This window comes from Bradyrhizobium sp. PMVTL-01, assembly GCF_051861855.1.
In the GTDB taxonomy this organism is placed as follows: Bacteria; Pseudomonadota; Alphaproteobacteria; order Rhizobiales; family Xanthobacteraceae; genus Bradyrhizobium.
This window is the reverse complement of record NZ_CP193982.1, coordinates 8,468,013-8,487,554: the sequence shown is the minus strand read 5'-3', so window position 1 is coordinate 8,487,554 and position 19,542 is coordinate 8,468,013. Positions and strand designations below refer to the sequence as shown.

Here is a 19,542-nt window from a genome sequence, read left to right as displayed (position 1 = left end):
CGGCGATGGCGCCGATCGCGACATCCGGATCGTCGAAGCCGCCGAGTAGCACCGTCCGCCGCCAGATCGTGTGCATCATGTGGCGATCTCGTGCCGCCCAGGCGGCAGATGAACCGCATGATCACGAAATGCATTTCACAGGAACATTTGTGCGCAGCACCTGTTCGGAAGTCTGAGCCAGGCGGCACAGGCGCAGGGAACCCTGCTTTGCCCAAGCCCATGAACGCGGACAGGACAGCAACGGAGCAGCGCATGAAGCTCACATCCGAACAGGTGAAGCAGACCGTTCATCAACTCGGCGCCCAGGTGCTGCCCGACGAACATCCCGCCATGCCTCAGCTCAACAGCATGTTCGGCGAGCATACCTTTTTCGTCGACGAAATGGGGCTCAAGGTGCTCGAGCCGACCCCGTCACTTGGAGCAGAAAGCCAGAGCGGCGAAGTCGTCAGTCTTGCCGACTGGAGCGATTCGGACCTGACGCGCCTGATGGCGCACGAGCCCGAGCCGACCGGCGTGATCGTGGTGTTCGAGCAGGTGAAGCACTGAGCGATCCGCTTGAGGGCCGGTGCCTTCGCAGGTTACGGGCCCGAACATCCCGTCACCGTCACGCCTCGACCGGGCACTGCACATCGACCGTCAGCGCATGGTGCGACAGCAGCGGTCCGAGCGTGGACATCAACTCCGACAGCCACTCACTGCGCTTGAAGGTGCGCCGGTCCTCCTCGGTCTGGTTGACGGCGACCCGCCTGAAGCTCCGCACCATTTCCGATGCGCGGTGCAGACTATAAGGATCCGGACTTCGAAGCGCAGTCCCAGGCGTATCAATAAGGCAAGCATCCGAGCATCAAGCAATAAGGCATATCCCGTGTCTCCACGACAGCTCGTTCGCCGCGTCGCGGATTAAGACGTCGCGTTTGCCGAGGGCTGGCCTGGCTCAGATGCCCAGAGTAAGCTGCGGCTCCGCATCGTTCCCGTCCTGGAGGGAGGATAGCGACACGCCCAGCAGCCTGACGCGCTTGGGCAGGGGCATTTCGATTTCGAGCAGGCCGCAGGCCAGCCGCTCCAGCTCGTCCCGGCCTGCAACCGCCGTGGCGACGGACCTGCTCCGCGTGATGATCTCGAAATCGGCGAACTTGATCTTCAGGGTGACGGTGCGGCCGCGGTTGCCGGTCGTCTCGCAATGGCGCCAGACCTTGTCGACGAGAGGCTTGAGCTCGGCGACCAGCGCATCGAATGCGTCGAGATCGGCCTGGAACGTAGTCTCTGCGCCGATCGACTTCCGGATCCGGTTGGCCCGGACCGGCCGCTCGTCGACGCCACGCGAAATCCAGTAGTAGTACGCACCCGACTTGCCGAAATTCGCGTTCATGAACTCCAGCGACTGGTTGCGGATGTCGAGGCCGGTGAACAGGCCGAGCGCATTCATCTTCGCAGCCGTCGCGGGGCCGATGCCGTGGAACTTGCCGACGGGCAGCGTCTCGACGAAGGCCGGCCCCATCTCCGGCGAGATCACGAACTGGCCGTTGGGCTTGCGATGATCGGAGGCAAGCTTGGCCAGAAACTTGTTGTAGGAGATGCCGGCCGAGGCGTTGAGGCCCGTCTCGGATTTGATCTTCTCGCGGATCCGCCGTGCGACGTCCCGCGCCAGCGGGATGCCTTGCAGGTTCTCGGTCACGTCGAGATAGGCCTCGTCGAGCGACAGCGGCTCGATGATCGGCGTGTGCTCGGCAAAGATCTCGCGGATCTGCCTCGAGATCGCCTTGTAGACCTCGAACCGCGGCTTGACGAAGATCAGGTCGGGGCATTGCCGCTTCGCCGTCACCGACGGCATCGCCGAGCGAACACCGAACTTGCGCGCCTCATAGCTGGCCGCCGCAACGACGCCGCGTTCGGCGGAGCCTCCGACCGCGACCGGCTTGCCGCGCAGTTCCGGATGGTCGCGCTGCTCGACCGACGCATAGAAAGCATCCATGTCGATATGGATGATCTTGCGCACGGGCGAGGGCTCGCCCGTCACCGTGTCGGAATCGCTCATGTGCTGATGATACAATCGCGCAACACCAAGCGCGAGGTGATGGATGCTTCCGTTGTCGTGGTTCGTGGTCGCCGTGGTGGCGTTTGCCGGCGTGCTCAATGCGGTCATCTGACGTTTGAATTGAGGCGTTCAGCCTCGCCGTGCTGCAATCGCCAAAATGTGGGACTTCTCAGGTATCAAATGATCGTCGAAGCTACTTCATGGGCGTGTTTTCATTTGCCATTATGGGCGTGCTCCATTTCTGAGAAGCATATCCCCCGAGTTGATATTAGTTGATTCACATCAATTGGTGTGGACCTGGGCGAATGTGCCGGCGCGTTCCTTGGCGCCCCCAGTTTGATCTCGGTCAATTTGGATCAGAATATTTTCGCTTAGCTTTGGCACGACGAGGGAGCAAGTCGATGCAAGGCACGATGAAAGCTGCCGTGGTGCGGAGTTTCGGCAAGCCGCTTGCAATCGAGGACGTTCCGATTCCTGCGCCCGGGCCGGGAGAGGTCCTGGTGAAGGTAAGGGCTTGCGGAGTTTGCCATACCGATCTGCACGCGGCTTCCGGAGACTGGCCGGTCAAGCCGGTGCCTCCGTTTATTCCAGGGCACGAGGTCGCCGGAACCGTGGCCATGCTCGGCCCGGCGGTCGACACTCTCAAGGTTGGCGACCCGGTCGGCGTTGCCTGGCTTCATGATGCCTGTATGCGCTGCGAATATTGCGAGGTCGGCTGGGAGACATTGTGCGAGCACCAGCACAACACTGGCTACAGCGTTAACGGCGGCTTTGCCGAATACGTTATCGCGTCGGCCGCGTTCGTCGCGCGTTTGCCGCCAAAGGTGAACTTTGCGGCCATCGCGCCAATCCTGTGCGCGGGCGTCACCACATACAAGGGATTGAAGGAGACCGAGGCCAGACCCGGCGAGTGGGTCGTGATTTTTGGCGTGGGTGGGCTTGGTCACATCGCCATCCAATATGCTCTGGCGATGGGGCTGAAGGTCATCGGCGTCGACATCGCGGAAAGCAAGCTCGAGTTGGCGCGCAAAAGCGGAGCCACTTACGCCATCAATGCTCTTGCGAAGGAAGCTTTGGACGACGTCTTGGCAGCGACCGGAGGGGGTGCGCATGGTGTGCTGGTCACTGCGGTGTCGCCGCCTGCCTTTGCCCAGGCCTTGCGAATGGTAAGGCGAAAAGGCACAGTCAGTCTGGTCGGCCTACCGCCGGGCGAATTCCCCACCCCCATTTTTGACGTTGTTCTCAGGCGTGTCACCGTGCGTGGCTCGATCGTCGGCAACCGGCGCGACCTCGACGAGGCGATCGCGTTCGCTGCCGACGGTAAGGTGCGAGCCGAATTCGCAACCGCGCCGCTTAGCGAAATCAACGCGGTCTTCGACCGTATGAAATCCGGACAAATTGATGGGCGGATCGTGTTGGATTTCGGCTGAGGAGGGCAACTGTTTCGCGTGAAGGGGAGGACGAACGATGATGTCCGTGCGGAGTAAGCTCCGATGAAAAAATCCATCTCTCCAAACAATGCCGCCGCAATGATCCCCGACGGCGCAACGCTCATGATCGGGGGCTTCATGGGTGTCGGTTCGCCGCACCGGCTCATTGATGCCCTTGTCGCGGCCGCCAAACGAAATCTCACTGTGATCGCGAATGACACCGCACGTCCCGGCGTGGGCATCGGAAAGATGATTGCCGCCGGGCTCGTCCGACGTGTCATCGCATCACACATCGGTCTCAACCCGCTGACCCAGAAGGGCATGCTCAGCCACGAGATCGAAGTTGAGCTGGTTCCCCAGGGGACGCTCGCCGAGCGCATCCGGGCCGGCGGTTTCGGGCTGGGTGGTGTTCTGACAAAGACGGGGCTCGGAACCTTGGCCGCTCAAGGGCAGCGCGTCATAGAAATCGACGGCCAGCAGTGGCTTTATGCCTCGCCGCTTCGAGCCGATTTTGCGCTGATCCATGCCGACCGAGCCGATCACGGAGGCAACCTCGCCTATCAGCTCACCGCGACGAATTTCAATCCCGTGATGGCTCTGGCGGCCGGCACGGTGATCTGCGAGCCGCGCGAGATCGTCCCGGTGGGCGTGATCGCGCCCGATGCTGTCGCCACTCCCGGTGTCGTCGTCGACCTGCTCATCGAAAGAATTGCCACATGATGACTCCCCAGGAAGTGATCCAACGCCGGGTTGCGCTTGAGTTGCACGACGGCAATCTTGTCAATCTCGGCATCGGTCTTCCGACCGGGGTTGCGCGCTATGTACCGTTCGGCTCGGGTATCCTGTTCCAGTCTGAGAACGGGATTGTCGGCATGGGCGCGCGTCCTCCGGAAGGTATGGAGGATGAAGATCTCATCGATGCCGGCGGAGGATTTGTCATGGCCGTACCTGGCGCGGCCACGGTGGACAGCACACTCTCGTTCGGGCTGATCCGAGGCGGTCATCTCGACGTGACGGTACTGGGAGGCCTGCAAGTCGACCAGCGCGGCTACCTCGCCAACTGGATGGTGCCAGGCAAGATGGTGCCTGGGATGGGTGGGGCAATGGATCTTGTGTCCGGGGCACAGCGCGTAATTGTAGCAATGCAGCACACGGCGAACGGCATCTCGAAAATCGTCCCCGAATGCAACTTACCTATAACCGCAATGCGGCCCGTCACTTTGATCGTCACCGAGCTTGCGGTTATCGAACCGACCGATTCAGGGCTTTGCTTGCGCGAGCGTGCCAACGGCGTCGATGTCGAGACGATCCGAAAATCGACTTTGGCCCGGCTGATTATCCCAGAGGTGGTGCCGGAAATGCCCATCCTCAGTTGAGTCCTTGCGGCGCTCACCGTTAGAGACAGTCACTGGCGCGTTTTTCAGCGCCGGATTGACGCAACTGCCGGCAAGCTGCGGCTGTTTGCGTCCGCGCGAACGGTGGAGGCGGCCGAGCAGGTGATGCAGCGAATTGTGGAGACGTCAGCAGTTCGATTTGAAGAAACGGCCCAAGATGGCCCAGAGCTCGGATATAATGCGCGAGTTCACCCAAATCTGTCGCGCCAAACTCCGCGGCTGAGAGGCGACGAGACCGGGATCAATAGTCGTCCGTGAAGAGTGGCTAAGCGATTGAGCTAGAATCGCATTTGTCGTTGTGGACTGTTTTGCGTTTGCAGGGGTTTGATGCTTCGGGCGTCGGAACCTTGCAATTTCATTTTCAGGATTCCGTCGAATCGCCAACCATGATTCCGTCATCACATCGGAGGTGGCGATGCGACCGAAGAAGCACAGGACGACGGGATCGGGCGATCTGTTCCGGGCCAGGCTGGACCAAATCATCAATATGAAGCACGAGCTGGTTCAGCTCGCCGGCAAGGTCGATTGGGACTGGATCGACGGCGAGATCGCGCCGCTCTATAGCGAGAATGGTCGGCCCGGGATCGCGAGCCGCTTCATGATCGGGCTGTTGCTGCTCAAGCACATTTACGGGCTGTCCGATGAGGGGGTGTGCGAGCGCTGGGTCCACGACCCATATTTCCAGTACTTCACCGGCGAAGAGTTCTTCCAGCACGCATTCCCGCACGAGCGCTCGGACCTGAGCCACTGGCGCAAGCGGCTCGGCGACAAGCTGGAGCTGTTGCTGGCCGAGAGCTTGCGGGTGGCACACGAGGCCGGCGCGTTACGCAGCCAGGACATCAAGCGGGTCACAGTCGATACCACCGTGCAGCCGAAGGCGATCACCTTCCCGACCGATGCCAAGCTCTTGCACGCGGCGATCAAGGGGCTCAACCGTCTGGCGAGGAAGCACGGGGTCAAGCTGCGGCAGTCCTATCTGCGCATTGCCAAAACCGCGACAATGATGGCGGGACGCTACGGCCATGCCAAGCAATTCAAGCGGCATCAGCGGCAGTTGCGCATCCTGCGCAGCCGACTGGGCCGGATCATCCGCGATATCCGCCGCAAGATCGAAGGTCAGGCTGTGCTTGAGAACACGTTCGCCCTCCCGCTCAGCCGGGCCTCGCAGATCCGCTCGCAGCAGCAGCGCCAGCGCGGCTTCAAGCTTTATTCCTTCCACGCCCCGGAGGTGGAGTGCATCGGCAAGGGCAAAGCAGCCGCGCCTTACGAGTTCGGCGTCAAAGCCTCCATCGTCACCAACAACCGCCGTTCTCCCGGGGGCCTGTTCGTGCTGCACGCCAGGGCGCTACCCGATAACCCGTACGACGGTCACACCTTGCGGGACGTCATCGACCGCACCGAGACACTCACCGGCTGCGCGATCGAGCGGGCCTATGTCGACAAGGGATACCGCGGCCACGACGCACAAAATCCCCGACGGATCTTCATCTCCGGCCAGAAGCGCGGCGTCTTCGGTGTCATCAAGCGCGAGCTGCGCCGCCGCTCCGCCATCGAACCCATCATCGGACACCTGAAGGCCGATGGTCACCTCGGCCGCTGCTACCTCAAAGGCCGCGCCGGCGATGCGGCTAACGTCATCCTCTCAGCCGTGGGCCACAACTTCCGCCGCATCCTCGCCTGGCTCAGAGAACTCTTGTGCCTCATCCTGCTCCAGCTATGGCGCACGTTCGGCCGTCCCGCCCCGCTCAATTCGCCTTCTTAACGGACGACTCAATAGTCTCACCAGCGGTGGTCGATCCAGCCGGGCTGTGAAGGTCGTGTCGGCGCGGGTCGGGCCCAGCTGACTTCGCGCATTCCGGCGGCTTGCCTCTGGGGCGGCGGCCTCCATTGGGCGAAGCTGTCGCGGCTGCGGGCGTTCTGCAGGCCGAAGTTCGTCCACGACCAGTCGAATCCGCGCGCATACGGTCGCTGTGCATAGGCGGGCTGTGGTCGCCTGTTCCGAAGGCGGGTCGATCTGCCGGGTGGCTTTAGCTTTGTCTCTACCTTGCGCACGTCACCTGGATCCTTTGCGATGGATGCAGGACCGTCGAGAGCAGCATTGTGCCCCTCCTGCGACGCCAGCGCCCCGAGGGGGTTCGCGACCGTCTGTGATGGCGGCGCGGGCAGCATCACGGGCTGGCCGGTGTCGATGATGATGGCTCCCGGTGCCTTCAGCTCGGAGTAGATCCGAATCTTGGGACGCTGTGCCGCGGAACCCCCGCGCTCGACGGCCGCTTGGCGCGGGGCAAGCGCATCGAGGGCAAAGAGCAGCGCGAGCAACCCTCCGCCAACCAGCATGAAATACCGCTTCAGCGGTATCACATTGTCGATCAGGCCGCGCTGGCGACTGAGCGTCCTGCTCACATTGCACCGTCCCTTGCACTGGAACGCGGGTGGCAGCCGGGTGGACTGTGAGGCGGCCTCTCGCGTCCTCGCGGACTTCATGCGTAGGTCCACTGCGCTTACCGTCGTCGGCCCCGGAGCCGCCGAACCGGATCAACTCAGCACAATCGCGCATGAATTCACATTCTGCGCAGTTCAAGCTGAATCAGCATTGACCTTAATCAACAAGCACGAGGCCAAGCTGCGCTACTTTTGGCCATCTTTAATGCGGAGGGCATCCAATGCCAAATGATGCATCGGCGGTACCCACCTTTTCGTTCTCGCCTCCCGAATGGCTAAAGCCGTTCAACGGCAGCGCAAAGATCGCCTACGGCGCGATATCGAAGGAGGTCTGGGGATTCACTGCCTCCCGCCTTCAGGAGCAGGCTGACTATTTGAAGAAGCTCGCCGAGTGCGATGACGCGGCCGAGGCGATCAAGTGCCATTTTGAGTTTGCGCAGCAATCCTGGTCGCGCTCGGTCGGCGACGTCGTCAAGGCGTTCGAGCATCTGCGAACGCCCTCGGCGGAGTGAGCATGCGTCTGCTGCGCACTGAAGGAGGTGGACTCCTACGGAGGGGCGGCGCGGCCCGCCCGGCTTGAGGGGGAGGAGCATGCTTTATACGATCGTGTTTGAAAGCAGAGCGACGCGCGCCCTGTCGGCGGCGGATGCGAAGAGCGCACGGCAGGCGCTTGCGCTGGCGGATGCTCTTCGGCTCTTAGGAGAAATAAAGTACATCAAATCGCCTCAGGAAGGCGAATTCGGGCTCGAGATGCTTCGGCTGCTGGCCAAAGAGGAGGGCGAGGAAGTGCCGATGGCCCCAAGATGAGCTGCGGTCCTGGTGCGCAAAACCGGAGGCTCATGCAGCGGCGAAGGGACCTCCCGGAAAATCGATCAGCGGCCATCAACCACTGAAGATCATGCGATTGCGGAGACCGGAAAGCTGAGCTTCGAGGCCGCGTGCCACGCGGAGATCGCGGCCGAATGACCGGTCAAGCGTGTGCCAGAGGCGGAGAAGATCATGGCGCGCTAGTTCACGATCTCAGGTGTCATGCACCCAAGCGAGGGCATTGCGATGGATATGACCGAAAGAGTGGTGCCGATAGCCGAGGCCCATGAGGCCACGGCAATGCCGGTGGTCGGTCGTCCGCGAGCAGCGGCGACCCCCGCGGCCGAGGTCCGCAACGCCGCCACTGCGCAGCCCGTACAATTGCCCGCGGCAGCCGGGAGAACCAGGATCTCGCCGGCGAAGCCCCCATGGTCGCTCGCCAGCGGCCAGGGTGCGCTCAGCCTGGACCGGGCTTTCAAGGCACAACTCGCGCGGCTCACCTTTGGGCTGAGCCCCGCAGTGCTGGCGGAGCAGACCTTCGACTGGATGGTGCATCTGGCGATTTCGCCGGGAAAGCGGCTCCAGCTCGCGGAAGACGCGCTGCGCAACGCTGCGCGATTGGGTCTTTATGCAGGTGAGAGCGCGGTAAAGCCCGGCACCCCACCGTGCGTCGAGCCGAGGCCGACTGATCGCCGCTTCGCGGCGGAGGCGTGGCAACGCTGGCCGTTCAACCTGATCTACCAGGCGTTTCTGCTGAACCAGCAATGGTGGAACGATGCGACCACCGGGATTGAGGGCGTCTCGCGGCGCAATGAGCGAAGTCTGTCATTCACGGTCAGGCAGGCCCTCGACATCGCATCGCCATCCAATTTCATCCTGACCAATCCGGAGATCGCGCAGGTCACTATTGAGCAAGGCGGGCGCAATCTCCTTAAGGGGCTGCAGAACCTCGTCGAGGACTGCGAGAGGACGATCACGGGCCAGGCACCAAGCGGGGCCGATCAGTTCATAGTGGGGCAAAACGTCGCAATCACGCCGGGCAAGGTGGTGCTGCAGAACCGGCTGATGGAGCTGATCCAGTATGCGCCGTCGACCGAACAGGTGCACGCCGAGCCCGTTCTGATCGTGCCCGCGTGGATTATGAAGTACTACATTCTCGATCTTTCGCCGCAGAATTCGCTGGTCAAGTACCTGGTCGACCAGGGGCATACGGTCTTCATGATCTCCTGGAAGAACCCGGGTCCCGATGATCGCGACCTGGGCATGGATGATTACCGGAAGCTCGGGGTGATGGCGGCGCTGGACGCGATCGCCGCGATAGCTCCCGGACGCAAGGTGCATGCTGCCGGCTATTGCCTCGGCGGCACAATGCTGACGATCGCCGCGGCGACGATGGGACGCGACCTCGACGAACGTCTGGCGTCGATGACGCTGTTTGCCGCCCAGGCCGACTTCACCGAGGCGGGCGAACTCATGCTCTTCATCAACGAGAGCCAGATCTCCTACCTCGAGAACTTGATGTGGGACCGCGGGTATCTCGACCCCTACGAGATGGCCGGCGCCTTCAACATCATCCGCTCCAATGATCTCGTCTGGTCGCGGGTCATTCGCGAATACCTGATGGGCGGCCGGCAGCCGATCAACGACCTGATGGCCTGGAATGCGGATACGACGCGGCTGCCCTACCGCATGCATTCGGAATATCTGCGTCAGCTGTTCCTCAACAACGACCTAGCGGAAGGCCGGTATTGCGTCGAGGGCCGCCCAATCTCCATCGCGGACATTCGAATCCCCACTTTCGCGGTGGGCACCGCGGCCGACCATGTCGCGCCTTGGCGCTCGGTGTTCAAGACGCATCTGGCACTGCCGGGCGAGCTCGCCTTCGTGTTGACCAGCGGCGGCCACAATGCTGGCATCGTCAGCGAACCCGGGCATCAAGGGCGCACCTATCAGTTCCACGTCCACCAGCCGAACGACCGCTATGTCGATCCCGACACTTGGCGCAGGGAGACCCCCGTGCTCAAGGGCTCCTGGTGGCCGGAGTGGCATCGCTGGCTGGCGCGCCACTCAAGTGGGCGAACCGCGCCGCCGCCGGTCGGAGCGCCGGACAACGGATATCCGGTACGCGGCGATGCTCCGGGCCTTTATGTGCGTCAGTCCTGACCCGCCAATCCCGTGGAGAGCCTCATGCAGGCCGACGTCATTGAGAACCGGACCTTCGACGAAATCGCCATCGGCGAAAGCGCAGCTCTGACGCGGACGCTGTCCAAGGACGACATCGCCCTGTTCGCGGTGATGTCCGGTGACGTCAATCCGGCGCATCTGGATCAGCCCTATGCGGAAACCAGCACCTTTCACCGCGTCATCGCCCATGGCATGTGGGGCGGAGCGCTGATTTCCGCGGTGCTGGGCACGCGTCTTCCCGGCGCAGGCACGATCTACCTTGCGCAGGATCTGCGCTTCCGTAAGCCGGTCGGCCTCGGCGACACCATCACCGTCACCGTGACCGCCAGGGAGAAGCGCCCCGAAAAGCACATCGTCGTTTTCGACTGCCGCTGCGTGAATCAGAACCAGGACGAGGTGATTACGGGCACCGCCCAGGTCATCGCCCCGACGGATAAGATCCGTCGGCCGGCCGTCCCGCTTCCGGAAGTCCAGATCAGGCGTCACGACCGATACGATGAACTGTTCGCGCACTGCGCCGGCCTGGAGCCGGTTCGGACCGCCGTCGTCTATCCCTGTGACCGGAGTTCGCTGGAGGGCGCCGTGTGCGCTGGGGAGGGGCGGCTCATCACGCCCATCCTCGTCGGACCGGAGCGAACGATCCGGTCGCTCGCCGAGGCGGAGAAGATCGACCTCGCTGGGTGCGAAATCGTCGATGTCGGGCATGCCGCGGCTGCGGCCGCCGTCGGCGTCGAATTGGCGCGCGCGAGCAAGGTGGAGGCGGTGATGAAGGGCAGCCTGCGCGCCGACGAATTGATGCATGCGGTCGTGGCGGCAGGCACGGGTCTGCGGACCGAACGGCGAATGAGCCACGCCTTTGTCATGGACGTGCCGAATTATGCGACGCCTCTCATCGTGACCGATGCAGCCATCAACATCTCGCCGAGCCTGATCGAGAAACGCGACATCTGCCAAAACGCGATCGAACTTGCGAATGTGCTACGCTTCGAGGAGCCGAGGGTCGCGATCCTGTCGGCGATCGAGCACATCACGAAGAAGATCCCCTCGACTCTGGAAGCTGCGGCTCTGGCCAAGATGGCTCAGCGCGGTCAGATCTCGGGTGGTCTGGTCGACGGCCCCCTTGCGTTCGACAGCGCCGTCAGCACGGAGGCCGCCCGGCAGGCGCAGATCACATCTCGCATTGCGGGCAGGGCGAACATCCTGCTGGTCCCGGACATCGAATCCGGAAACATGCTCGTCAAGCAGCTCACGTTCATGTCCGGTGCCGACGGCGCGGGAATCGTCCTCGGAGCGCGCGTTCCCATCATGATGACCAGCCCGGCCGACAAACTGCGGACGCGTCTGGCGTCCGCCGCGGTGGCCGTCCTTGTCGCGGATGCTTGGCGCCGATCCAGCCTGCCCGCGTCGGCAGCGGCTTCGATGGCTTGATACAGGAGGCAGACATGGTCGAGTTTTCCGCGCGTCCGCTCGCCGGCAAGAAGGGCATCGTTCTCGGCATCGCCAATGAGCATTCGATCGCGTTTGGCTGTGCTCAGGCTTTTCGCGGGCTGGGCGCCGATCTTGCAATCACCTATTCGGTCGAGAAGGCAAAGCCATTCGTCGAGCCGCTCGCAAGGGCGCTCCAGGCTCCGATCTTCCTGCCCTGCGACGTCACCGGACCGGGCCAGCTGGAGAGCGTGTTTCAGGCCGTCGAGCAGACTTGGGGAAAGCTCGATTTTGCGCTCCATTCGATCGCCTCGGCCCCGAAGCAGGATCTCCACAGTCCGCTGTCGAACTGCTCCCGCGAAGGCTTTCTGCAGGCCATGAATGTGTCCTGCTACTCCTTCATCCGCATGGCGCATCTTGCGGCTCCGTTGATGCGTGACGGAGGCACGATCCTCACCATGACCTATTATGGCGCAGAGAAGGTGATCGACAACTATAACGTGATGGGGCCGGTGAAAGCGGCGCTCGAGAGTTCGGTGCGCTACCTCGCCAACGAGCTCGGACCGAAACGGATCCGCGTGCATGCCATCTCGCCCGGACCCATCAAGACACGCGCCGCATCCGGGATCGCGCACTTCGACGAATTGCTGGAACGTGCCGCGCAACGCGCGCCTGCGCGAGACCTAGTGTCCGTCGACGACGTCGGCGCGACCACGGCTTTTCTCGCCACCGACTATGCGAGGCTGATGACCGGGGAGGTTATCTACGTCGATGGCGGCTACCATATCGTCGGATAGCTGCGCACGCAGTGTCGAGCCGCGCGAACCGTCGGCCTTCGCGTCGCGGCAGCACCGCGGTCGTTTATGTCTGCGTCGGCGTGATTGTTATGCGATGGACTTCCATCTTTTGACCGATGCCCTTCAGGTTCTCGTAGTTGCGCGACACCGAGCGTGAATTGACGATGTCGCTGACCCCCGGCGCCTCCATGACCGTTGCACTGATGCAAACTTCGTTGACGTCGGCGAGACCTTGCACGCGTGCGGCGATATTCACGTCCTGTCCGAAATAGTCGATCCGGTCGTTGAGGTTCACCGCAATCGCCCGCCCCCTATGGACACCGACCTTGAGGCCCAGCGGCCGCGAAGCGGTCCGGTTGAATCTAGACAGTTCTTCGATCATCTCGATGGAGGCGCAAACGGCATCCTGGGGACGCTCGAACCCCGCCATGACCGCGTCGCCGATCGTCTTGATGATGGTGCCGGATCGTTCCCGGATGATCGTGTTCAAGATCTCGAAGTGTTGACGAACCAAAAAATATGCATTCACGTCACCCACGCTTTCATACAGCGGAGTCGACTGCTTCAGATCGGTGAACAGGAAAGTCATGTCTGAGACTTTGATGCTCTCGCCCTCATCAACAAGCTGCGCCTTGTAGAGTTCGCGGAAGCTCGGGGTGAGCAGCAACCGCTTGCCGGAAAGAAACGGCTCATATTCGACCAGATGGGGCTCGAAACCTGGGGGATACTGGACGAACCAGAAGCGACCGCGATCGTCACTGCGGTTGTCGATCCGGATGGTGTGCTTGCCTGGGCTGAGATCGGCCGTCTGCCGGAACGAAAAGCGTCCGTCGCCGAGGACCATGTCTCTCGGTGCCGTGGGCCGGTCCGGTAGCACAAGGCGGCCCGACTCGAGCTGGACCAGCGTCCCCTGCGGTTCTGCCGGCTCCCCGCCCGCGAAGAAGACTAAAAGAAGTTTATGGCAGAGGTCCAGCACCTCGAAACGGCCAGCCGTGACATCGAAGTCGAAGCTGCGGTGCTCATGGGCCTGGATATCGGCGAATCCTCGTGAGAGCGCAGCAACGAGCTGCTGGTGCGTCATCCCGTGCGGAGCGATGAAGCCCTTGGAAAAGTTATAGCGCAGATAGAAATCCTCGACAGACAACATTTCGGGATGGCGGAATATGATGTCGCGCACGCCACTCGAGACCGTAAAGGTGACCTGAATGTAGTCGTCCAGCGACACATCGTTGATCGCGTCGCAGAACGCGCACTGAAAGCGTGGATGGACCTGATCGAGCTCGCGAAAGCTGCCCGCGACCTGCGGGCAATAGGCGCAGATGAGCAGCCAGTCCATGTCGAACAGGCCCACCTTGGCGGTGTGCACGAACAGCTCTATCGCGTCCGCCTCGGACAGGCCGACGAGGCGGCCGTATTGGATAGGGTTGACGCGAAAGAGATCATAGTCGTCGGCAGTACGGATGAAGTGTTCGAGCTCCGAGAGGACATTCGGCGCCCAGCTTCTTACCGATCCGAGCGCGCCGAGGCGCTGGCTCAGGAGGCTCTCGTTGACCGGAGACAGGACACTCATCTCAAGCACCCCCTTTTTGATGGGCCGACTACGCTATCGGTCTCCCTCCGCGACGGACGGCGCCATCGCCTCGTCCGGATCGATGGCCCCCAAGCTCTCGACGATCTCGAAACGGCCGCTCTTCGCCTGGGCGATATACATGTTCATGCGGACGTGGTGCTGGCCCGGAACCATTTCCGCCGGACCGCCCGGCCCCTCGGCGATCCCGGCGTGATCGAGCGCCGCAATGACGTCCTCCCGTCCCGGCGCCGGTCCCATGCCCGTCCGCGATGTGACCGTTCCCGCCCGCCTGCTCGCCGAGCGCAAACAGCAGGAGGCGCAGGACCTGACATGGCGCGCCACGCGATGTTCGACGGATTTCGCTGGACACCGGCACGTCCGGCCGGCCCCCCAGAGAAGGACGCCCGGCCGGATTGCTGAGGCATCAGTTGTTCGCGCCGGCTCGCGCGTGCCGGACGACCTGATGCTCCTCACTGGTGAGATGTACCGGCCCGACTTTGACGGTGAGCTTGTCAATCTTACCGGTGAAGCGGAAGGGCACCTGATAGTCCTTATCGTCAACGGGGGTACGTGTATCGACACCCACGTCGAAGGTTTCGTCGATAGACATGATGAATGGAAGGGTGTGCGGGACGTTGTTGGTCGCGACCTCCTTACCGTCCACGTTCAGGATGCCCGTGCCACCCTTGCCGAAGCCGGGTCCATCGTATTTGAAATCGAACACGATGGTGTGCTTGCCCGGCGTGAGCGCGTCCTTGCCTTCCCAGCGGAAGCGTTCGAGGTCGGCTAAATTATAGACGAAAACCGGCTTGCTCTTGAGCAGATACAGTCCGTAGCCACCGAAACGGCCGCCGAGGGTGACGATCATCCCTTCGCTGCTATCCTGCGCGCCCGTACGCCCAACCGTCGAAGCAGAACTGCCCGGAATGTCCACTTCGGCGGTGATTTTGTAGGACCTATTCAGGATGCTGGGTGCATCGCTTGTTGGGATCCCCGACAACTCACCTGAGTAGGTGAAAATGTCCCGACCGGCGGTCGCGCTTGGCCTTGGCGCTATGACGCGCGAAAGGACCGAGTTGTCCAGCGGAAACACGTTGTATTTCGTCGCCTCCACCATGAACAGCTCCTGCAACTCGCGCAGCTTGTCAGGCATTTTTGCAGCGAGGTCATTGCTCTCCGAGTAGTCCTCCGCAATGTTGTAGAGTTCCCATTTGTAACCATTGACGACATCCTCGGGCATCTTGGCTGTCCCCAAGAGCCAAGGCGGCGCAGGTGGCGTTGTCGCAGCGATCCAGCCGTCGTGATAGATGGCGCGGTTGGCGAACATCTCGAAATACTGCGTTGTTCGCGCGGACGGCACGTCGGCACTCGACTTGTCGAAGGTGTAGGCCATGCTGACACCTTCAATCGGCTTTTGCGCGATGCCGTTGACCATCAACGGCGCGGTAATGCCGGTTGCCTCCAGGATGGTCGGCACGATGTCAATCATGTGGTGGAACTGGGTGCGGATGCCCCCCGCATCCTTGATACGGTTCGGCCAACAGATCGCCATGCCCTGCCGGGTGCCGCCGAAGTGCGACGCGACCTGCTTCGTCCACTTGAATGGCGTGTCGAAGGCCCATGACCAGGCCACCGCCATGTGCGGATAGGTCGCTGCCGAGCCCCAGGCGTCGTATGCCTTCAACTGCTCGGCAATGGGAAGGTCCAATATGCCGTTGTACGCCGTGTATTGGTTCGGTGTCCCGCGCACAGTGCCTTCAGGGCTCGTCCCGTTGTCACCGCTGATGTAGATGATCAGCGTGTTGTCGAGCTTGCCTTGGTCCTGCACTTCCTGGATCACGCGACCGATCTCGTGGTCGGTGTAGGCGACATAACCGGCGTACACCTCAGCTTGCCGTGCGAACAGCTTCTTCTCATCCGCCGTTAAAGCCTCCCACTTCTGCAGGTCGTCAGGCCAGGCCGTGAGCTGCGTGTTCTCGGGGACTACACCAAGCCGCTTTTGATTGGCGAAGATTTGATCGCGCAGGGCGTTCCAACCCATGTCAAACTTGCCCTTGAACTTGTCGATCCATTCCTTGGTTGGTTGGTGCGGCGAATGGGTGCCGCCGGGCACGTAATAGAGGAAGAACGGCTGATCCGGAGCGGCGGCATTGAGCTGTCGCAGGTGCGCGATGGCTTCATCCGCCATATCCGTCGTCAGATTGTAGCCGGGCTTGCCAATCCAGGGGAAAACCTGGGTGGTGTTCTTGAACAGATATGGCGTCCACTGGTCCGTCTCGCCGCCCAGGAAACCGTAGAAATAGTCGAAACCCATGCCGATGGGCCATTGGTCGAACGGTCCCGACGCGCCGTACTGATAGCTCGGCGTGTTGTGGTTCTTGCCGAACCAGGAGGTGGCGAACCCGTTCTGCTTCAGGATCGTTCCAATGGTGGCACTCTCTGGTCCGATGATGCTGTCGTAACCTGGATAGCCGGTTGCCTGTTCCGAGATGATGCCGAACCCAACCGAATGATGATTGCGGCCGGTGATCAGCGCCGCGCGTGTCGGCGAGCATAGGGCCGTGGAGTGAAACTGAGTATAGCGCAGACCCATCTCCGCAATGCGATCCATCGCTGGCGTCGGGACGACGCCTCCAAAGGTCCCGGAAACTCCGTAACCCTGATCATCGGTCATGATCAGGAGCACGTTGGGCGCCCCTTTGGGCGGCACCACCCGTGCAGGCCAATATGGTTTCGATTGGCTGGCCTGCAGATTGATCACGCCGCCGAACTTCGGCGGTGGCGACGGAAGATATTTTCCGTCAATCGTCGTCGTAGCGCCGGGCGAGCCTGGTGTGCCGGTTGTTTGCTGCGCGAGGCTGGTTGTTCCCAGTGCGCACAGCAAATAAGCGGCGGAGAGTGTGGTGCCGCAAAGCAGCAGTAAGTTGCGGCGGCTTAGAAAGCGGCTTTCTGGCTTTGGGCTATTGTCGTCCTGACGGGTACGCGCCATTGGAAGCTCCCTCTTGGAGACATCAGAACCCTGTGGGCGCGTACCCCAGACACAATGCCGCAACGCATCGTTGATCTAGATCAACAGTCCGCCTACGGGCCTGAAAGGTCGGCTTCGGGTCAAACGTCAGCGCTGCACTGAGCTGGTTCTGGTCTTCCGCCGATAGCCGACATGTACGCGGTGATCGCGCTGCTGCTGCTCGTCGCGCGTGGTCTAGGCGCGGTCAGTCTCGCGACACTCACTCTGCTCGGCCCCGTATATGGGCTTCCATCTGCCGTGCAAGAAAACTTCCAATGAGACAATACTGACCGCAAGAGGATGGAAGGGTTCGCGGGCTTCGTCGAGGCGCTGGTAGCTCGGGCGCTTGCCGAAAGGGCACCCAGGCGCTCGGACGAGTGATGTAGATCACTGTTATATTCTTGCCGTCATATAGCGTTCGCGCGGGTTTCCACACTCATTAAGGATGAAAGCCATGAACAGCATGACACATCCCAGCAAGCCAATCCGCCCCGAGCAGAATCGAGTCCTGAGAGACGACGAACTCGATTCGGTTTCCGGCGGAAGCTCGTTCAGCATGCTTCAAAACGCATTTTCCAACGTCATCAAGAATATCGGGGAGAGTCTGGCGACAGCCGCGCGGAACTCTTAGTTCCAAGCATCGCGATCGGCATCCGCACCTCCACCAAGGAAGCAGACCACGGCTCAGCCTCAAAAGACTGCCCGAGAGAACGAGCCGCCGCGCGCCAATGACGACATGGCGGTCTTGCGAGACGATGAGCTTGATGCGGTCACCGGAGGAGTCGGCAAGATACTTGGAAGTAAAGCCAAAATTATAGACGGCACATTATAGACAGCCGTTTACCGTGAGGGCATCGCCCAGCGTGGGCGGCGAGATCGGTCCCGACCTGTTCGATGCAGCGTGCCCGGATGGGGCTTGAGGGCTTGGTCTCGAAGCATCGCCAGCGCGACTACCGGTGCGGCCACTTGGTGAAGGTCAAGAACCGGGCGCATTCGGCGTTCGGCCGCATGCGGGTGGCTGTAGTCGTCGAAGACCTTAAAACAGAGAGGGCCACACTGCATTGGGACGAGAACAGCACGAGCGAGTAAAGCCGCCTCGGTTGATGCTTGTTTCGATGGTCTGCTTATCGTTATGGCAACAGTTGAGCGAAGCAGCGTTCAAGCTGTTCTATCGCAAACGGCTTTTGCAGCCATGGTCGTCCGCTAAATTCCTCTGGCACTCCGTCCGCTCCATAACCCGTTGCGAACGCGAACGGGATGTTGCGATGCGCGAGAGCCTTCGCCACAGGCGCGATGCTATCGGGGCCTAGCCTTACATCGAGCACGGCGAGATCAAAGGCATCGTCTTTTGCGTGCTCCAACGCCGAAGGCAAATCACCGGCTTCGGCCGCGACGGTATAGCCAAGCTCCGTCACCATCTCGGCGACCATCATGCGGATGAGTACTTCATCCTCCACCAAAAACACCGAAGCCATTGGCTGCCCCTTAGCTACTGCTCAGTGACCTTCTCTAATCAGGAGGGCTGATCTGGTAACATGGAACCGGTCCTAGCGCTCGTCCCCTAATGCAGATTGGAACGTTGTGTGCACTTTTGTACTTAGCACGCAGCCACAACGATGTGGGCTGGAGGGCGGGCCGTGCAAAGTCCATTGCGGATATTGATTGTCGAGGACGATTACCTCATTGCGGAAATGGTCCGGGAGGCGCTGGCAGAGGGAGGCTTTGAGACCGAGGTAGTGCCCTCCGGTCAGGAGGCGCTAGCGCTGCTTGACGACGACCGCAAATACCGCGCGCTTGTGACAGACATTAATTTGCAGGACGAGCACACGGGCTGGCAGGTGGCAAAACGCGCGAGAGAATTATCCGCCGACCTTCCCGTGGTTTACATGACCGGAGCTGCTGCTGACGAGTGGGCGTCGCGTGGCGTGCCCAACAGCGTTCTCCTGACCAAGCCATTCGCGCCCGCGCAGGTCGTCACGGCTGTTTCTCAATTGCTAAACGATACGCCGCCGCCGACTGAGTAATGTCGCATGAGTTGTTGGCTGCGATCATCCTGGCTCGCGCCGTCTACGTCCTGCCCTGATAAGGCGGTCGATGCGGGCATGGATGTCCTTCGTGTGTTCGGCCGCAGCCAGTGAGCGATGCTTAGATAGCGGCTGGTCGAGGCGCGTGTTATCCCACAGCACAAAGCGACCTTCAGCCGCTCGGATCACATAGCGTAAGTCCGCGACAGGATCACTCATCTTCTTTTTCAATGCTGTTCTCCAACGAAGAACGCAGGAACGTGCTGCCGCGCTGTTTGATCAAGAACGGCTTTCGCAGTAGTTGACAGGCGGGAGCGCTGGTCGCTCTCAGCCACCGACGCCTAGTTGACCGCTGCCGGTGACAACAGGATCAAAGTATCGAAATCGGAGTTCCTGCAATAACCTACGACAGCACGCACAAGCTGAT

The 19,542-nt window shown here is 61.5% G+C and carries 20 protein-coding genes and 1 pseudogene; 13 read left to right on the top strand and 8 right to left on the bottom strand.

Annotated features, from left to right (window positions below; genetic code table 11):
• The first annotated feature begins 252 nt into the window (after positions 1-252).
• Positions 253-546 (top strand): hypothetical protein, encoded by a 294-nt coding sequence (locus ACRQ5Q_RS40805; RefSeq protein WP_439372061.1) that lies wholly within the window; start codon positions 253-255, stop codon positions 544-546.
• A 58-nt stretch (positions 547-604) separates the two neighbouring features.
• Here ACRQ5Q_RS40805 and ACRQ5Q_RS40800 read toward each other — a convergent pair whose 3' ends face one another.
• Together ACRQ5Q_RS40800 and dinB are read right to left on the bottom strand one after the other, a co-directional pair.
• Positions 605-763 carry a hypothetical protein gene (locus ACRQ5Q_RS40800; protein ID WP_439372060.1) on the bottom strand — a complete coding sequence of 53 codons (159 nt, stop codon included), beginning with the start codon at positions 761-763 and terminating at the stop codon, positions 605-607.
• Between the two features lie 171 nt (positions 764-934).
• Entirely contained in the window at positions 935-2,035 is a 1,101-nt protein-coding gene (dinB, locus tag ACRQ5Q_RS40795; RefSeq protein ID WP_439399954.1) for a DNA polymerase IV, read from the bottom strand.
• 401 nt (positions 2,036-2,436) lie between these two features.
• Between dinB and adhP the strand changes: the two genes are divergently transcribed.
• The 4 genes from adhP (at position 2,437) to ACRQ5Q_RS40775 (ending at position 6,621) form a co-directional block, all read left to right on the top strand.
• On the top strand, positions 2,437-3,465 hold the full coding sequence (gene adhP, locus ACRQ5Q_RS40790) for an alcohol dehydrogenase AdhP (RefSeq protein ID WP_439372058.1): 1,029 nt from the start codon (positions 2,437-2,439) through the stop codon (positions 3,463-3,465).
• A 63-nt stretch (positions 3,466-3,528) separates the two neighbouring features.
• Positions 3,529-4,185, top strand: coding sequence for a CoA transferase subunit A (locus tag ACRQ5Q_RS40785; protein WP_439372057.1), 657 nt, complete (start codon positions 3,529-3,531; stop codon positions 4,183-4,185).
• Positions 4,185-4,841, top strand: a complete 657-nt coding sequence (locus ACRQ5Q_RS40780) for a 3-oxoacid CoA-transferase subunit B (RefSeq protein ID WP_439375762.1) — start codon at positions 4,185-4,187, stop codon at positions 4,839-4,841. Before ACRQ5Q_RS40785 ends, ACRQ5Q_RS40780 begins: the two co-directional genes overlap by 1 nt.
• A 433-nt stretch (positions 4,842-5,274) precedes the next feature.
• Positions 5,275-6,621: an IS5 family transposase gene (locus ACRQ5Q_RS40775; RefSeq protein ID WP_060909953.1), complete on the top strand. Its 1,347-nt coding sequence runs from the start codon at positions 5,275-5,277 to the stop codon at positions 6,619-6,621.
• 17 nt (positions 6,622-6,638) lie between these two features.
• Here the strand turns inward: ACRQ5Q_RS40775 and ACRQ5Q_RS40770 are convergent, their stop codons facing one another.
• Positions 6,639-7,262 carry a hypothetical protein gene (locus tag ACRQ5Q_RS40770; RefSeq protein ID WP_439395428.1) on the bottom strand — a complete coding sequence of 208 codons (624 nt, stop codon included), beginning with the start codon at positions 7,260-7,262 and terminating at the stop codon, positions 6,639-6,641.
• Positions 7,263-7,522: 260 nt separating this feature from the next.
• On the opposite strand from ACRQ5Q_RS40770, the gene ACRQ5Q_RS40765 reads away from it, so the two are divergent.
• From ACRQ5Q_RS40765 to fabI, 5 genes are all read left to right on the top strand, one after another.
• Positions 7,523-7,813 carry a phasin family protein gene (locus tag ACRQ5Q_RS40765; RefSeq protein ID WP_439372054.1) on the top strand — a complete coding sequence of 97 codons (291 nt, stop codon included), beginning with the start codon at positions 7,523-7,525 and terminating at the stop codon, positions 7,811-7,813.
• 79 nt (positions 7,814-7,892) lie between these two features.
• Complete coding sequence (locus ACRQ5Q_RS40760; protein ID WP_439372053.1) at positions 7,893-8,108, top strand: hypothetical protein; 216 nt, start codon at positions 7,893-7,895, stop codon at positions 8,106-8,108.
• A gap of 246 nt (positions 8,109-8,354) precedes the next feature.
• Positions 8,355-10,271: a PHA/PHB synthase family protein gene (locus tag ACRQ5Q_RS40755; RefSeq protein ID WP_439395426.1), complete on the top strand. Its 1,917-nt coding sequence runs from the start codon at positions 8,355-8,357 to the stop codon at positions 10,269-10,271.
• Positions 10,272-10,295: 24 nt separating this feature from the next.
• The gene (locus ACRQ5Q_RS40750; protein ID WP_439395424.1) at positions 10,296-11,720 is read left to right on the top strand and encodes a bifunctional enoyl-CoA hydratase/phosphate acetyltransferase; all 1,425 of its coding nucleotides are present in this window, start codon (positions 10,296-10,298) and stop codon (positions 11,718-11,720) included.
• 14 nt (positions 11,721-11,734) lie between these two features.
• On the top strand, positions 11,735-12,514 hold the full coding sequence (gene fabI, locus ACRQ5Q_RS40745) for an enoyl-ACP reductase FabI (RefSeq protein ID WP_439372047.1): 780 nt from the start codon (positions 11,735-11,737) through the stop codon (positions 12,512-12,514).
• A gap of 64 nt (positions 12,515-12,578) precedes the next feature.
• Here fabI and ACRQ5Q_RS40740 read toward each other — a convergent pair whose 3' ends face one another.
• From ACRQ5Q_RS40740 to ACRQ5Q_RS40730, 3 genes and pseudogenes are all read right to left on the bottom strand, one after another.
• On the bottom strand, positions 12,579-14,084 hold the full coding sequence (locus ACRQ5Q_RS40740) for a DUF5939 domain-containing protein (protein WP_439395423.1): 1,506 nt from the start codon (positions 14,082-14,084) through the stop codon (positions 12,579-12,581).
• A gap of 33 nt (positions 14,085-14,117) precedes the next feature.
• Positions 14,118-14,324, bottom strand: a pseudogene (locus ACRQ5Q_RS40735) (ABC transporter substrate-binding protein); the annotation flags it as partial.
• 184 nt (positions 14,325-14,508) lie between these two features.
• Positions 14,509-17,073 (bottom strand): arylsulfatase, encoded by a 2,565-nt coding sequence (locus ACRQ5Q_RS40730; protein WP_439395421.1) that lies wholly within the window; start codon positions 17,071-17,073, stop codon positions 14,509-14,511.
• Positions 17,074-17,244: 171 nt separating this feature from the next.
• Between ACRQ5Q_RS40730 and ACRQ5Q_RS40725 the strand changes: the two genes are divergently transcribed.
• Together ACRQ5Q_RS40725 and ACRQ5Q_RS40720 are read left to right on the top strand one after the other, a co-directional pair.
• Complete coding sequence (locus tag ACRQ5Q_RS40725) at positions 17,245-17,370, top strand: hypothetical protein (RefSeq protein WP_439372042.1); 126 nt, start codon at positions 17,245-17,247, stop codon at positions 17,368-17,370.
• Between the two features lie 175 nt (positions 17,371-17,545).
• Entirely contained in the window at positions 17,546-17,722 is a 177-nt protein-coding gene (locus ACRQ5Q_RS40720; RefSeq protein ID WP_439372041.1) for a hypothetical protein, read from the top strand.
• A 499-nt stretch (positions 17,723-18,221) separates the two neighbouring features.
• Here ACRQ5Q_RS40720 and ACRQ5Q_RS40715 read toward each other — a convergent pair whose 3' ends face one another.
• Positions 18,222-18,566, bottom strand: a complete 345-nt coding sequence (locus tag ACRQ5Q_RS40715) for a response regulator (RefSeq protein WP_439395419.1) — start codon at positions 18,564-18,566, stop codon at positions 18,222-18,224.
• A 162-nt stretch (positions 18,567-18,728) separates the two neighbouring features.
• Here ACRQ5Q_RS40715 and ACRQ5Q_RS40710 point away from each other — a divergent pair, with 162 nt between their 5' ends.
• Positions 18,729-19,115: a response regulator gene (locus tag ACRQ5Q_RS40710; protein WP_439395417.1), complete on the top strand. Its 387-nt coding sequence runs from the start codon at positions 18,729-18,731 to the stop codon at positions 19,113-19,115.
• Between the two features lie 24 nt (positions 19,116-19,139).
• Here the strand turns inward: ACRQ5Q_RS40710 and ACRQ5Q_RS40705 are convergent, their stop codons facing one another.
• A complete protein-coding gene (locus tag ACRQ5Q_RS40705; RefSeq protein ID WP_439372033.1) occupies positions 19,140-19,346 on the bottom strand; it encodes a hypothetical protein in 207 nt (68 codons plus the stop codon).
• Positions 19,347-19,542 lie beyond the last annotated feature (196 nt).